The organism is Promicromonospora iranensis, from assembly GCF_028994775.1.
In the GTDB taxonomy this organism is placed as follows: domain Bacteria; phylum Actinomycetota; class Actinomycetes; order Actinomycetales; family Cellulomonadaceae; genus Promicromonospora; species Promicromonospora iranensis_A.
Genome location: NZ_JAJQMN010000002.1, coordinates 317,790 through 332,927, shown reverse-complemented (window position 1 = coordinate 332,927; position 15,138 = coordinate 317,790). Strand labels below are relative to the sequence as shown.

Below are 15,138 nucleotides of genomic sequence, written 5' to 3'. Positions count from 1 at the left end.
CTGGCAGGTGCGGGTACCGGGCGACCGCCCTGCTGCGTGACGCGTCGTAGACTGGCGGGGCGCTCCGGCGCCCAGAAACCTACCCCGCTCGCGAGGAACTACATGACCGCGCCCGCGTCCCAGGCACCTTCCCGCCCGACCCCCGCCGTCCCGAGACTGGACACGGTGGAGACCGCTGCGGCCAACCCTGATGAGGTGCAGCCGTACGGAGAACTCGGACTCAAGGAGGACGAGTACCAGCGCATCAAGGACATCCTGGGCCGCCGCCCCACCGCGGCCGAGCTCGCGATGTACTCCGTGATGTGGAGCGAGCACTGCTCCTACAAGTCGTCGAAGGTGCATCTGAGCAAGTTCGGCGAGAAGGTCACCGACGAGATGAAGGAGCACCTCCTCGTCGGTATCGGTGAGAACGCGGGCGTCGTCGACATCGGCGACGGCTGGGCGGTCACCTTCAAGGTGGAGTCGCACAACCACCCCTCCTTCGTCGAGCCCTATCAGGGCGCCGCGACCGGCGTGGGCGGCATCGTCCGCGACATCATCTCGATGGGCGCGCGCCCGGTGGCGGTCATGGACCAGCTGCGCTTCGGCGCGGTCGACCACCCCGACACGGCGCGGGTCGTGCACGGCGTCGTCTCCGGCGTGGGTGGTTACGGCAACTCGCTGGGCCTGCCGAACATCGGCGGTGAGCTCGTCTTCGACGGCTCCTACCAGGGCAACCCGCTCGTCAACGCCCTCTGCCTCGGTGTGCTGCGGCACGAGGACATCCACCTCGCCAACGCCTCCGGCCTCGGCAACAAGGTGGTGCTGTTCGGCGCACGCACGGGCGGCGACGGCATCGGCGGTGCCTCGATCCTCGCGTCCGAGACGTTCGAGGACGGCGTCCCCGCCAAGCGCCCGAGCGTGCAGGTCGGTGACCCCTTCATGGAGAAGGTGCTCATCGAGTGCTGCCTCGAGCTGTTCTCGGCGAAGGTCGTGGAGGGCATCCAGGACCTCGGCGCCGCGGGCATCTCCTGCGCCACCTCCGAGCTCGCCTCCAACGGTGACGGCGGCATGCACGTCGACCTCGACGACGTGCTGCTGCGCGACCCCAGCCTCAACGCCGGCGAGATCCTCATGTCGGAGTCGCAGGAGCGCATGATGGCGGTCGTCCGACCCGACCAGCTCGACGCCTTCCTCGCGATCACCAGCAAGTGGGAGGTCGAGACCGCCGTCATCGGCGAGGTCAACGACTCCGGCCGCCTCACCATCGACCACCACGGCCAGCGCATCGTGGACGTCGACCCCAGGACCGTGGCGCACGAGGGGCCCGTGTACAACCGGCCCTACGCGCGTCCGGAGTGGCAGGACGCGCTGCAGGCCGACTCGACGACTGCGGCGGGCCTCGCCCGTCCGGCGTCGGGTGAGGAGCTGCGGGAGACCGCGCTGACGCTGCTGGCCTCGCCCAACCTCGCCTCCAAGGCGTGGGTCACGAACCAGTACGACCGGTTCGTCCAGGGCAACACCGCACTTGCCCAGCCCGACGACAGCGGCGTGATCCGCGTCGACGAGACAACCGGGCTCGGTGTCGCGCTCGCGACCGACGCCAACGGCCGCTACGGCAAGCTCGACCCGCGGACGGGGGCCGCGCTGGCCCTCGCGGAGGCGTACCGCAACGTCGCCACGTCGGGCGCGAAGCCGCTCGCCGTGACGGACTGCCTGAACTTCGGCTCGCCGGAGCACCCCGACTCGATGTGGCAGCTCGTCGAGGCGATCGAGGGCCTCGCCGACGCCTGCCAGGAGCTCGGTGTGCCGGTCACCGGTGGCAACGTCTCCCTCTACAACGGCACGGGTGAGCCCGGCCAGATCGACTCGTCGATCCACCCCACCCCCGTGGTGGGCGTGCTCGGCGTGCTCGACGACGTCAGCACCGCGCTCTCGTCCGGCTGGCAGACCGAGGGGCTCTCGCTCCTCCTGCTCGGCACGACGCGGGACGAGCTCGACGGTTCGGCGTGGGCCGACGTCGTCCACTCGCACCTGGGCGGCCTGCCGCCGCGCGTGGACCTGGCCGCGGAGAAGGCGCTGGCCTCCGCGCTCGTGGAGGCCCGGCAGACCGGGCTCGCGGCTGCCGCGCACGACCTGTCCGAGGGGGGCCTGGTCCAGGGCCTGCTCGAGGCGTCGCTGCGGTTCGGCATCGGTGCGTCGGTGGCGCTCGAGGGCGTGACCGGCCGGGACAAGGTCGACCCGTTCGTGGCGCTGTTCGCCGAGTCGACCGGCCGCGTGATCGTCGCCGTCGACCCCGAGCACGAGGGCGAGCTGACGCACCTCGCCGAGGACGCCGGTGTGCCGGTGCTCCGCCTCGGCACGACCGGCGGCGACGCCGTGGTGGTCGAGGGCCAGTTCGAGATCCCGCTGTCGGAGGCCCGCGAGGCACACGAGGCCACTCTCCCGCGCATCTTCGGCTGACTGGAAAGCCCCGGCGGGTGATCGGCAAAAGGTCAGGTGATCGGCAGCTCGGACTGCCGATCACCTGACCTTTTGCCGATCACCCGTCAACGGGGCCCCGGGCGCCACACTCGTAGCTGCGCAGCCGGTAGGGTCCGGGGGTGCGATTTGTCCATGGCTTCATCTCGTTAGTGCTCTGGATCATCGCGATCCCCCTGCTCCTCGTGGCCGTCGCCCGGGTCCTTCCGTTCGACAACGTGGTCCTGCTGCCCCACCTCGTGGCGTTCACACCGTGGGCGACGCTGCTGACGCTGCCGCTGCTGATCGTCGTGCTGTTCGCCCGCCGCCGGGTGCTGACGCTGCTGCTCGCGGTGGCGATGGCCGGCTACGTCTACTGGACGGCGCCCTTCTTCGTGCCGCCGGACACGTCGTCGGCGGCCGACCCCGCCGAAACCGGGACGCTGCGGGTCATGACGATCAACGCCCTGTACGGGGAGGCCGACGCGCAGAGCGTGGTCCACCTCGTGGCGTCGCAGCACGTCGAGGTGCTCGCGGTCCAGGAGCTGACGCCCGCATTCGAGGACGCCCTGGCGGACGCCGGCCTCGACGAGTTCCTGGCGCACAGCTTCACCGTGCCCGCCGACGACAGCCCGGCGGGCAGCGGGCTGTGGTCGTCAACGGCCCTGACCGACGAGGAGGAGCTGGCGGGCACGAGCTTCGCCATGCCGTCGGCCGTCGTCGGGGTGGGAGGCACCGACGTGCGGGTCACCGTGGTGCACCCGCATCCGCCGATGCCCACGGAGATCACCACCTGGCGCACCGAGCTCGTCAAGCTGACGGAGCAGGCGCACGCCGACGACACACCACAGATCCTGGCGGGCGACTTCAACGCCACCTACGACCACGCGACCTTCCGCGACCTGCTCGGCTCGCGCTTCGCCGACGCCACGCGCGAGTGGGGCGCGGGCCCCGCGGTGACCTGGCCGGAAGGCGGCCAGGTACCCGCACTGTTCGCGCTGGACCACGTGGTGGTGGAGAAGGACATGCCTGTCTCCGACGTCGTCACGATGCAGGTCCCGGGCACCGACCATCGGGCGGTCCTGGCCACGGTCGTCGTCGAATAGCACAGTGACACCGCGCGGGGAGCGCGGAATCGGCCTATGTTCGCAGATGTGCCGACTCGTCAGATGCGCCTCGCGCCCGCCGCCCCCGACGACGTGAGCAGTGCCCTCGCGGCGCTCCGCGCCGAGGTCGGTCTGCCCGCGATGTTCCCGCAAGACGTTCTCGAGGAGGCGCGGGCAGCGGTCGAGCAGGACTTCTCCGCCGGCCGCACCGACCGCCGCGACATCGAGTTCGTCACCATCGACCCACCCGGTTCCAAGGACCTGGATCAGGCGGTCCACGTGGAGCAGTCGGGCGAGGGCTATGTCGTGCACTACGCGATCGCGGATCTGGGCGCCTTCGTGACGCCCGGCGGAGCCCTCGACAGGGAGGTGCGCAAGCGCGGCCTGACGGTCTACGGGCCCGACGCACGCACCCCGCTGCACCCGAAGATCCTGTCGGAGGGCGCGGCGAGCCTCCTGCCCGAGGAGGACAGGCCGGCGGTGCTCTGGACGGTCACGCTGGACGCGCGCGGCATCATCACCGGCGCCTCGCTGGAGCGGGTGCTGGTGCGCAGTCGCGAGCGGCTCACCTACGCGGAGGTGCAGTCGGCCCTCGACGCGGGCACGGCGAGCGAGTCCCTGCAGCTGCTGGCCGATGTCGGGCGCCTGCGCCAGTCCCTCGAGTCCGCCCGTGGCGGCGTCTCGCTGGAGGTGCCCGAGCAGGAGGTGGAGCGTCGTGAGGACGGCACGTACACGCTGTCCTTCCGTCGCAACCTGCCGGTCGAGGAGTGGAACGCGCAGATCTCCCTGCTCACGGGCATCGCGGCGGCACACCTGATGCGCGAGGCGGGTGTCGGCATCCTCCGCACCCTTCCCGAGGCCGACCCGCGTGACGTGGCCCGCCTGCGCCGTACCGCCCGAGCGCTCCGGATCGAGTGGGCCGACAGCCTCCCGTACGCACGGCTGGTGCCGACGCTCGTGTCGCGGATCCCGGAGCACGCCGCGTTCCTCAACGAGGCGACGACCCTGTTCCGCGGGGCCGGCTACGTCGCGTTCGGCATGCCAGGGCCCGACGGCGCCCCCGTCCCACCGCCCGAGAGCACTCGGCACGCCGCTATCGCCGCCGACTACGCGCACGTCACCGCCCCGCTGCGGCGCCTGGTGGACCGCTACGCGACGGAGGTCTGCCTCGCGGTCTCGGCGGGTACCGCGGTGCCCGCGTGGGTGCTGGAGGCGTTGCCGCACCTGCCCGCCGTGATGGCCGAGACCGGCCGTCGCGCCTCCTCGTTCGAGCGCGAGTGCGTCGACATCGTCGAGGCATCACTCCTCGCCGACCGGCTGGGCGAGGAGTTCGACGCCGTGGTGGTCGACGTCGACGACGACACCAAGGACGTGCAGCGCGGTCTGGTCGTGCTGCGCGATCCCGCCGTCCGCGCACGGGTGACGGCCACGCGGCTGCCTTTGGGCGACGAGGTGCGGGTCAGGCTCACCGAGGCCGACGTCTCCGAGCGCCGTGTCATGTTCACGCTGGTCGGCGACCGCGCGATCGACACGGCGCCCGCGGCCGACCGCGGAGCCGGAGCCCAGGACGCGCCCGGATCCGGCGGGGCAGGCGCGGGAGGTGGCCGACGCCGTTCCACGTCCGGCCCGCGGTCGGTGCCCGGGTCGCGGTCGGCCGCCGGGGCGGCCCGGCGTGCGGCCGCACCCGCCCCGTTCGCGACGCCTGTCGCCGACGGCCCGGTACCCGCGCACGGGAGGATCCTGCGGTCCGGCGCCGAGCCCGGTCCGACGACGGGCCCGGAGCCGGACCCGCGGCCCCAGCCGAGCCCCAGCCCGGGACCGCGCCCGGTGCCGCGGCCACGCCCGGCCCCACAGCCGTACCCCCAGCCCGGCCCGAGTCCGCAGCCGGACGGCGAGGCGCAGGCAGCCCCGGCTCCCCGGCACCCGGGCCACGGCATCAGCTACCCGCCGGTGCGGCGGCCCGTGCGCCCTCAGGTCCGCGACGAGATGCCGCTGTCCGAGCCGTGGCCGCGGCACGCGCCCCCGAGCGGTTCGCCCCGTCGGCTCGCGCAGCCGCAGTCGCAGCCGGTGCCCGCGGTCGGGTCCGACGGGCTCCCGGACGTCGTGCGCGTAGCGGAATACCCCTCCGTGGCGTCGCTCGAGCTGCCGGTGGTCGTGGCGGCGGACCTGTTCGCGGTGGAGGGCCCGGGTTCGGACGTCTACCGCTACTGAGGCGGTGGTCCGCGATACTTGTCCCATGATCGACGTCGTCCACGCTCAGGTTACGTTTGTCGTGCCCGGAACCGACTTCACCGGCCTTGAGCAGTCCGGCTGGACGAGGTTCGGCGACTTCCTGGCGGTGCAGTAGTGTCCCCGCGGCGCCGGACGGACCCGGCGGCCGGGCGCACCGCGGTGGCCGCGTGGGCGCGGGGCGACGCGGAGCGCCGTGAGGTGACGACCGCCGTGCGGTTCACGCTGGAGGAGCTCGCCGACCGCGCTCCCGGCAACTCGGTGGAGGTGCGCGTGCCCCCGGCGGGCGCCGTGCAGGCGGTGGCCGGTCCGCGCCACACGCGTGGCACGCCGCCGAACGTGGTCGAGACGGACCCCGACACCTGGCTTGGTCTGGTCACGGGCGCGGTGACCTGGGCGGATGCTGTGGAGGACGGACGCGTCCACGCCTCGGGCGAACGCTCGGACATCTCCCACCTGCTGCCGTTGCCGGTCGGGCACCGGGCCGTGTCCGGGAGGAACAGCGCCCCGGAGGCTCCGGCTCCCGGGTGAACCGGGGCCGAGGTGGCGCGTGCCTGGCAGCGGATGTCGGTGACACCCGCTAGCCTCGGCGCTGATCAAGTCGATCGGTCGAGACAGGTTCACCCGGTGCGGGGAGGCCAGTTCTTCCGGCCGGTGCTCGACCGTAACCGCCGGTTCACAATGCAGTGATTGGTTGGTGGCGCTCGTGCCGGATCGCTCGCGCAACGAATGCGCGCCCGGCCGCGGCGATGCCGCCCACCAGGACGTTCAGCAGCAGTGCACTCCAGCCCGACCCTTCCCGGGTCGGCTATTGCAGAAGGAGTCAGCGTGAGACCCAGCACGCTCCGGTCCCCGCGACCGAACCCCCGATCCCGCGGAAGGGCCGCAGTCGCAGTGGTTCTCGCCGCAGCGCTCGCCGCACCCGCGACCGCGGCGTTCGCCGCGCCCGCGGCGACCACCGACGGTCCGGACTCCGGGCACGTCGTCATCAGCGAGGCCTACCTCGTGGGTGGCAGCGCCGGCCAGCCGTACCGGAACAAGTTCGTGGAGCTGTACAACCCGACGGACGAGCCTGTCAGCGTCGACGGCTGGTCGGTCCAGTACAAGTCCGCGACGGGCGCGTCGTTCTCCGGCGTCACCGCGCTGAGCGGCACCATCGCCGCCGGCGGTCACTACCTGGTGCAGGGCGCCTCGAACGCGACCAACGGCGAGCCGCTCCCCACGCCTGACGCCGTCGGCAGCCTCAACTCGAGCGGTACTGCCGGCGTGGTCGCGCTCGCGTCGCAGGCCACCGCTGTCACGCCAGCCAAGGGCGCCGTGCCCGCCGAGGGCGCCCAGGGCGTCGTCGACCTGCTCGGTTACGGCACCGCCGACACGTTCGAGACCGCTCAGGGCCCGGCCGGCCGGGGTACCGGTGTCGTCGGGTCGCTGGAACGTATCGACGACACGGGCGACAACTCGGCGGACTTCGTCTTCTCCGCCGAGGTGACCCCCGTCAACGGCGAGGGCTCGGAGCCCGAGCCCAGCCCCACACCGTCGGAACCGACAGAGCCGACAGAGCCCGGCGAGGTCACCCCGATCGCCGAGATCCAGGGCACCGGTGCCGCCTCGCCGCTCGTGGGCAAGACGGTGACGACCCGTGGCGTCGTCACCGCTGTCTATCCGACCGGTGGGTTCAACGGCCTGTACCTGCAGACCGCCGGGACGGGTGGTGGCCAGGACCCGACGCCCGGGGCGTCGGACGGCCTCTTCGTGTTCTCCGCCGCGGCTGCCGCCGACCTCTCGGCCGGCGACCATGTGGAAGTGACCGGCACGGTCTCCGAGCACAACGGGCTGACCGAGGTCACCCCGACGGCGGGCAGCTGGACCGTTCTGGACGAGCCGGCGACGGTCGAGCCGACCGTGACCGCCTGGCCCGCCACCGCGGCCGAGCGCGAGGCCCTCGAGGGGATGCTCCTCGCGCCGCAGGGCGACTTCACGGTGACGGACAACTACGACACCAACTACTACGGGACGGTCGGCCTGGCCGCCGGTGACAGCCCGCTGGTGCAGCCTACGACCGCCGGCCGCCCGGGTTCGGCGGAGTACGACGCGCAGGTCGCGGACAACGCCGCACGCGCGGTGCTGCTCGACGACGGTGCGTCGCTGAACTACAACTCGACCGCCAACAAGTCGAAGCCGCTGCCCTACCTGACCGGCGGTGCGCCGCTGCGCGTGGGCGCCGCCGTCACGTTCACGCGTCCCGTCGTGCTGGACTACCGGTTCGACGCCTGGGGGTTCCAGCCGACGTCGCAGCTGACGCCCGACGTCGCCGAGGCGGTCCAGCCGGCCACCTTCGAGAACACGCGCGAGGACGCGCCCGCAGAGGTGGGCGGCGACCTCAAGGTCGCGACGTTCAACGTGCTGAACTACTTCAGCACCACTGGTGACGAGCTCACGGGCTGCACCTATCACAGGGACCGCACGGGCGACCCGGTCACCGTCTCGGGCGGCTGCGACGCACGCGGCGCGGCCGAGGAGGAGGACCTGCAGCGGCAGCAGACCAAGATCGTCGCGGCGATCTCGGCGCTCGACGCCGACGTGGTGGCGCTGCTGGAGATCGAGAACACGGCGGCCCTCGGCGGCTCGCGCGACCAGGCGCTGTCGGACCTGGTGGACGCGCTGAACGTCGCCGAGGGTGCCGGTACGTGGGCCTACGTCGGCTCCCCGGCCGAGGTACCCCAGGCCGAGGACGTCATCCGCAACGCCTTCATCTACCGGACCGCCACGGCGGAGCCGGTGGGCGGCTCGACGATCCTGCTCGGCGACGAGGCGTTCCAGAACGCCCGTCAGCCGCTGGCCCAGGCATTCCAGCCCGCGGGCGGTGCCGCCGACGCCGGTGACGACGTGCTCGTGATCGCCAACCACTTCAAGTCGAAGGGCTCGGCCGGCCCGTGGCCCGGCGACGCGGACCAGCGTGACGGTCAGGGTGCGTCGAACGAGTCCCGCACGCGCCAGGCGACGTCGCTCGCGAGCTTCGCCGAGACGCAGGCCGCCGCGGCCGGGACCGACAAGGTACTGCTGGTCGGCGACTTCAACGCCTACGAGCAGGAGGACCCGATCAAGGTCCTCACCGACGCCGGCTACACGGACCTGGGCCCGACCACCGGCGAGTACACCTACAACTTCGACGGCATGGTCGGTTCGCTCGACCACGTGCTGGCCTCGCCGGCCGCAGCGGAGCTGGTGACCGGCACCGACATCTGGAACATCAACGCGTACGAGCCGGTGGCGAACGAGTACAGCCGGTACAACTACAACGCGTCGATCCTCTACGACGAGACGCCGTTCCGGTCGTCCGACCACGACCCGGTCCTGGTGGGCCTGGACCTCGGCGGCACGACCACCGAGCCCGGCTCCGTCGACCTGGACCTCGTGGCCATCAACGACTTCCACGGCCGCATCGACCAGAACACCGTGAACTTCGCCGGCACGGTGGAGGAGCTGCGGGCGCAGAACCCCGACGGCACCGCGTTCGTCTCGGCGGGCGACAACATCGGTGCCTCGCTGTTCGCGTCCGCGCTGCAGCAGGACCAGCCCACCCTCGACGTGCTGAACGCGCTCGGTCTGAAGACCTCGGCCGTCGGCAACCACGAGTTCGACCAGGGCATGGCGGACCTCACCGGCCGTGTCGCCGACGCCGCCGACTGGGACTACCTCGGCGCCAACGTCTACGACGCCTCCGGCGAGCCCGCGCTGCCCGAGTACCAGGTCGTCCCGGTGGACGGCGTCGACGTCGGTTTCATCGGCGTGGTCACGGAGGAGACGCCCACGCTGGTCACGCCTTCGGGCATCGAGGGGCTCGAGTTCGGTGACCCGGTCGAGGCGCTCAACCGCGTCACGGACGAGCTGCTCGACGGCGACCCCGCGAACGGCGAGGCCGACGTGGTCGTGGCGCTCGCGCACGACGGTGCCGGCGCGGGCACGCCCGACGGCGCCACGCTGGAGGACGAGATCGCCGCGGGCGGTCCGTTCGCCGCGCTGGTGCAGGACACCGACCCGCGCGTCGCGGCGATCTTCACCGGCCACACCCACAAGCAGTACGCGTGGGACGCGCCGGTCCCGGGTGCGGCGGGGGAGACCCGGCCGATCATCCAGACCGGCAACTACGGCGAGTTCCTGGGCCACGTCTCCCTGACGGTCGACACGGAGTCGTTCGAGGTCACCGACTACACCGTCGAGAACGTGGCGCGCACCACCACCCCGGCTGCCGAGCTGATCGCGACCTACCCGGCGGTCGCCGAGGTGGACACGATCGTGGACGCCGCGCTGGCCGAGGCCGAGAAGATCGGCGCACAGCCGATCGGCAAGGTGACCGCCGACGTCACCACGGCCTTCGCGGGCGGTTCGTACACGAACGGCGTCTACACGGGCGGCAACCGTGACGACCGCGCGTCGGAGTCGGCGCTCGGCAACCTGGTGGCGAACTCGCTGCGCGAGTCGCTCTCGAGCGACGACCGGGGCGGCGCCGACATCGGCGTCGTGAACCCGGGCGGTCTGCGCAACGAGCTCTACCGTGGCGAGGACGGCGTCATCACGTACGCCGAGGCCAACGCGGTGCTGCCCTTCGTCAACAACCTGTGGACGATCACGCTCACGGGTGCGCAGCTCGACGCGCTGCTCGAGCAGCAGTGGCAGACGGACGCCAACGGCAACCGCCCATCGCGTCCGTACCTGGCGCTGGGCCTGTCGGACAACGTCTCGTACACCGTGAAGACCGCCGACCCGAACGCGGCGCCCGGGGACAACGTCTCGTCGATCACGATCGACGGCGTGCCGGTCGACCCGGCCGCGGAGTACCGCGTCGCGACCTTCTCGTTCCTGATCTCCGGGGGCGACAACTTCCGGGCCTTCACCGAGGGCACGGACGGCCGCGACTCGGGCCTGGTGGACCGCGATGCGTGGATCTCGTACCTGGAGAGCGCCTCGCCGATCACCCCGAGCTTCGCCCGTACCCGCACGGTCGCCCCGGCCCTGCCGGGCACGGTCAAGGCGGGCGCCTCGACGGACGTCAGCCTGTCGGGCCTGGACCTCACCTCGCTCGGCGCCCCGCAGAACACCGCCGTCGATACCTTCCTGGTCCCGTCCGGCGGAGCGGCGGCCGACGGCGTCTCCCTCGGCACCAGCACGGTGTCCGGGGGTGCGACGTCGGCGTCGGTCACGGTCCCGGCGGGCACGGCACCCGGTGCGTACCAGCTCCTGGCGCAGGCTTCGCCGTCGGGCACCACCGCCCGGCTGCCGCTGACCGTGGAGGCGGCTGACCCCGTGGAGCCGGTCGCCCCCGCGTGGCAGCCGTGGAAGCTGTACTGGTGGGGTGACACCGTCTCGTACAAGGGCAAGGTCTATGTGGCGACCCGCCCCACCATCCTCCAGATCCCGGGTGCGTGGAAGCACGGCCCCTGGAAGCTCGTGAAGTAGTAACCCGACCGGCCGCCCGCCCGCTGGTCGAGCTTGTCGAGACCCGGGTCCCGACGAGCCCGACCAGCGGGCGGTCGTTTTCAGGCGCCCTCCCTGGACGCGTACCCTGGTTTCGTGAGTGAAACCCAGGTACCGAGCGACTCCTCCGACGACGTGGAGGTGCGCGACGTCATCGATCCGACGAGCGTGCGCCGGGCTCCGCGGTACAAGGCGTTCTTCTGGACGGGCGCGCTGGTCGGGATCGTGCTCGGGCTGAGCCTGTCGCTCTACCTCGTGAACTCGCCCTCGGGTGCGGCCATGATGAAGCCCGGCGTGTACGTCACGGTGCTCACGGCGTTCGTCACGATGGTGACCACGCTCCTGGCGGGCCTGTTCGCGGTGATCGCGGACCGTCGGAGCCTGCGCGGCCGCTGACACGGAGGTCACAGGCCGGGCTGGCACCTTCGATCCTGCTGCATGGGATACTCGGAACATGCCTCTGCGCGGAGATGGCCGACTGAACCACGACCTCATGCCCGGCGAGAAGGGCCCCCAGGACGCATGCGGCGTCTTCGGGGTCTGGGCACCTGGCGAGGAGGTCGCCAAGCTTGCGTACTTCGGCCTGTACGCACTGCAGCACCGTGGGCAGGAATCCGCGGGTATCGCCACCAGCAACGGTGAGCAGATCCTCGTCTACAAGGACATGGGGCTCGTATCCCAGGTCTTCGACGAGACGGCCCTGAACGCCCTGACCGGTCACATCGCCGTCGGGCACTGCCGGTACTCCACCACTGGTGGTGTGACCTGGGAGAACGCCCAGCCCACGCTCGGCGCGACGGCGTCGGGCACGGTGGCGCTGGGCCACAACGGCAACCTGACCAACTCGGCAGAACTCGTGAACCTCGTGGCCGAGCGCTACGGTGCGCAGCGCCGGGGCGAGCTCGCGCGCGGCAACACGACGGACACCGCACTCATCACCGCGCTGTTCGCCGGCGACGCGGACCGGACCCTCGAGGCCACGGCGCTGGAGGTGCTCCCGCGCCTGCGCGGCGCCTTCTCCCTGGTCTTCATGGACGAGAACACCTTGTACGCGGCGCGTGACCCGCAGGGCGTGCGCCCGCTGGTCCTCGGCCGCCTCGACCGCGGCTGGGTGGTCGCCAGCGAGACCCCCGCTCTGGACATCGTGGGCGCGTCCTACGTGCGCGACGTCGAGCCGGGCGAGCTCATCTGCATCGACGCCGACGGCATGCGCTCGGAGCGCTTCGCCGAGGCCGAGCGGGCCGCCTGCGTCTTCGAGTACGTCTACCTGGCCCGGCCGGACAACACCATCAACGGCCGCTCGGTGCACTCGGCACGCGTCGAGATGGGGCGACAGCTGGCGCGCGAGCACCCCGTCGACGCCGACCTCGTGATCCCGACGCCGGAGTCCGGCACGCCGGCCGCCGTCGGCTACGCGGCGGAGTCCGGCATCCCGTTCGGGCAGGGCCTCACGAAGAACGCCTACGTGGGCCGTACCTTCATCCAGCCGTCCGACACGCTGCGGCAGCTCGGCATCCGGCTGAAGCTCAACCCGTTGCGCGAGGTCATCAAGGGCAAGCGCCTCGTGGTGGTCGACGATTCCATCGTGCGCGGCAACACCCAGCGCGCCCTGATCCGCATGCTGCGTGAGGCGGGCGCCGCCGAGGTGCACGTGCGTATCTCGTCGCCGCCGGTGAAGTGGCCGTGCTTCTACGGCATCGACTTCGCCTCGCGCGCGGAGCTCATCGCGAACGGCCTGGGGGTCGACGAGATCGGGCAGTCGCTCGGCGCCGACAGCCTCGGCTACATCACGACCGAGGGCATGATCGCCGCGACCGAGCAGCCCAGCTCGCAGCTCTGCGCCGCCTGCTTCACCGGCAAGTACCCGATCGAGCTGCCGCCGGACGACCAGCTCGGCAAGCACCTCCTCGAGCAGGCCGAGCTGCCGCTCGGTCCGCCTGAGGACGGCCTCAAGCGCCTCGCCGTGCGCACCGGCGGCTCGACCGCGCTCGATCACCCGTGACCACACGCAGCTTCACCAGCCACAGCGCTTCACCCGCCCCGACCACCCTCATGGAGCACCAGTGACATCCGAAGGCCTGACGTACGCCGCCGCCGGCGTCGACACCGAGGCGGGCGACAAGGCCGTCGAGCTCATGAAGGACGCCGTGCGCCGCACGCAGGGTCCGGCCGTGCTCGGCGGCGTGGGCGGCTTTGCCGGCCTCTACGACCTGTCGGCCTTTCAGGGCTACCGTGCGCCACTGCTCGCGACGTCCACGGACGGCGTCGGCACCAAGGTGGCGATCGCCCAGGCGATGGACAAGCACGACACGATCGGGTTCGACCTGGTCGGCATGGTCGTCGACGACATCGTCGTGATGGGCGCCAAGCCGTTGTTCATGACCGACTACATCGCCACGGGCAAAGTGGTGCCGGAGCGGATCGCGGACATCGTGCGGGGCATCGCCCAGGCCTGCGAGGTGGCGGACACCGCCCTCGTGGGCGGCGAGACGGCCGAGCACCCGGGTCTCCTGGAGCCGGACGAGTACGACGTCGCGGGGGCGGCCACGGGCATCGTGGAGGCCGACAAGGTCCTGGGCCCGGACCGGGTGCAGCGCGGCGACGTGCTGATCGCGATGGCCTCCAGCGGACTGCACTCCAACGGCTACTCACTGGTGCGCGCGGTGATCAAGCAGGCAGGCTGGGCCCTGGACCGGCACGTGGACGAGCTGGGCCGTGCGCTGGGCGAGGAGCTGCTGGAGCCGACACGCGTCTACGCGACGGACTGCCTGGCCCTGGCCGCGGACGAGGCGGCACAGGTCCATGCGTTCACCCATGTGACCGGTGGTGGGCTCGCCGCGAACCTGGCACGGGTTCTTCCGGCAGGGATGGTGGCCACGGTCGATCGTGCGTCCTGGGACGTGCCCGCGGTGTTCCGCATGGTGCGCGACCTCGGCGGCGTGCCGAACCGCGACCTGGAGAACACCCTGAACCTGGGCGTGGGCATGGTGGCGGTCGTAGGAGCCGACGGCGCGGACGCGGCGCTCGCCCGGCTGTCCACGCTGGGCGTACCCGCGTGGACGCTGGGGAGCGTCGATACCCTGGATGCCACTGCGGCGCAGGAGAACCTGGTCGCAGGGACAAAGGGTGTGTCCGGCGGTGCGGTCAGACTGGTGAACGACTACCGACCGTGACGTGCTGAGAAGCCTGGTCGAGGACCGGGCGCGGTGCCGGCGCAGACGCGCCGGCACCCTCAGCGCGTATTGTCTTGCTCTGCCCAGTCGGAGTACCTGTTGTCGTACTCCTCGTCCTCCGGTGACTCCCACCGCGACTCAGTCGCCACATCCGTGTGGGAACCCCCGCTGAGCTCCTGCTCGAGGGCGTGATAATTGGTGTCCGGGCTGTAGTACTTCAGCGCGCGAGCAACCTTGGTCTGCTTTGCCTTCTGACGGCCGCGGCCCATGGCTCCGACCCCCTCAACGTAGGAGCGGGGCGGCACCGTGCATGGACGTGCGGCCCCGTGGCGTTTCGTCTGTCCAGGTTCCAACGTTACATGCTGGTACGGCGTTTCTTCCAGTCCGTGAGCGTGATTCGTCCCATCCTCCGATGTGACATTCAGATCGATCGGGCTTCACCCCTGCCCACGGACTCGATCGGCCACCTGGCAGTACCTTGACGCAGCGTTTGCCATGGGCGGACCTGTGCCGCGTGCCAGTCCCCGGCCTCCGTCCTGCCGTTGGCCATCTTGCCCTCCGGTCCAGGCCATGCGGCTCCGGTGCTTTGCCGATACCTGGGTGATGCACGGATGTCTCCTGGGCGCGTTCGCGGAGCGTTGCGATGGTGCGGTGTCCGGGGGGTGGATAGCGCTGTCGGCGTGTCGCACGTGTCCGGGACTCGCCCGAAACGGACG

Annotated in this window: 9 protein-coding genes; 8 read left to right on the top strand and 1 reads right to left on the bottom strand. The window is 71.5% G+C overall.

The annotated features are described in order from the left end of the window. Positions 1-102: 102 nt before the first annotated feature. The 8 genes from purL (at position 103) to purM (ending at position 14,422) form a co-directional block, all read left to right on the top strand. Positions 103-2,442: a phosphoribosylformylglycinamidine synthase subunit PurL gene (gene purL / locus LUU90_RS04295; protein ID WP_275002044.1), complete on the top strand. Its 2,340-nt coding sequence runs from the start codon at positions 103-105 to the stop codon at positions 2,440-2,442. A 140-nt stretch (positions 2,443-2,582) separates the two neighbouring features. Beyond that, positions 2,583-3,545, top strand: a complete 963-nt coding sequence (locus LUU90_RS04290; protein WP_275002043.1) for an endonuclease/exonuclease/phosphatase family protein — start codon at positions 2,583-2,585, stop codon at positions 3,543-3,545. A 48-nt stretch (positions 3,546-3,593) separates the two neighbouring features. Further along, complete coding sequence (locus LUU90_RS04285; protein WP_275002042.1) at positions 3,594-5,756, top strand: RNB domain-containing ribonuclease; 2,163 nt, start codon at positions 3,594-3,596, stop codon at positions 5,754-5,756. Positions 5,757-5,891: 135 nt separating this feature from the next. Continuing rightward, entirely contained in the window at positions 5,892-6,305 is a 414-nt protein-coding gene (locus tag LUU90_RS04280; protein WP_275002041.1) for a sterol carrier family protein, read from the top strand. A gap of 363 nt (positions 6,306-6,668) precedes the next feature. Further along, positions 6,669-11,231 carry an ExeM/NucH family extracellular endonuclease gene (locus LUU90_RS04275; RefSeq protein WP_275002040.1) on the top strand — a complete coding sequence of 1,521 codons (4,563 nt, stop codon included), beginning with the start codon at positions 6,669-6,671 and terminating at the stop codon, positions 11,229-11,231. A gap of 114 nt (positions 11,232-11,345) precedes the next feature. Beyond that, positions 11,346-11,645, top strand: a complete 300-nt coding sequence (locus LUU90_RS04270; RefSeq protein WP_275002039.1) for a hypothetical protein — start codon at positions 11,346-11,348, stop codon at positions 11,643-11,645. Positions 11,646-11,703: 58 nt separating this feature from the next. After that, positions 11,704-13,251: an amidophosphoribosyltransferase gene (purF, locus tag LUU90_RS04265; protein ID WP_275002038.1), complete on the top strand. Its 1,548-nt coding sequence runs from the start codon at positions 11,704-11,706 to the stop codon at positions 13,249-13,251. A gap of 61 nt (positions 13,252-13,312) precedes the next feature. After that, positions 13,313-14,422 (top strand): phosphoribosylformylglycinamidine cyclo-ligase, encoded by a 1,110-nt coding sequence (gene purM / locus LUU90_RS04260; RefSeq protein WP_275002037.1) that lies wholly within the window; start codon positions 13,313-13,315, stop codon positions 14,420-14,422. A gap of 59 nt (positions 14,423-14,481) precedes the next feature. Here purM and LUU90_RS04255 read toward each other — a convergent pair whose 3' ends face one another. Beyond that, positions 14,482-14,691 (bottom strand): DUF3073 domain-containing protein, encoded by a 210-nt coding sequence (locus tag LUU90_RS04255; protein ID WP_275002036.1) that lies wholly within the window; start codon positions 14,689-14,691, stop codon positions 14,482-14,484. Positions 14,692-15,138: the final 447 nt, after the last annotated feature.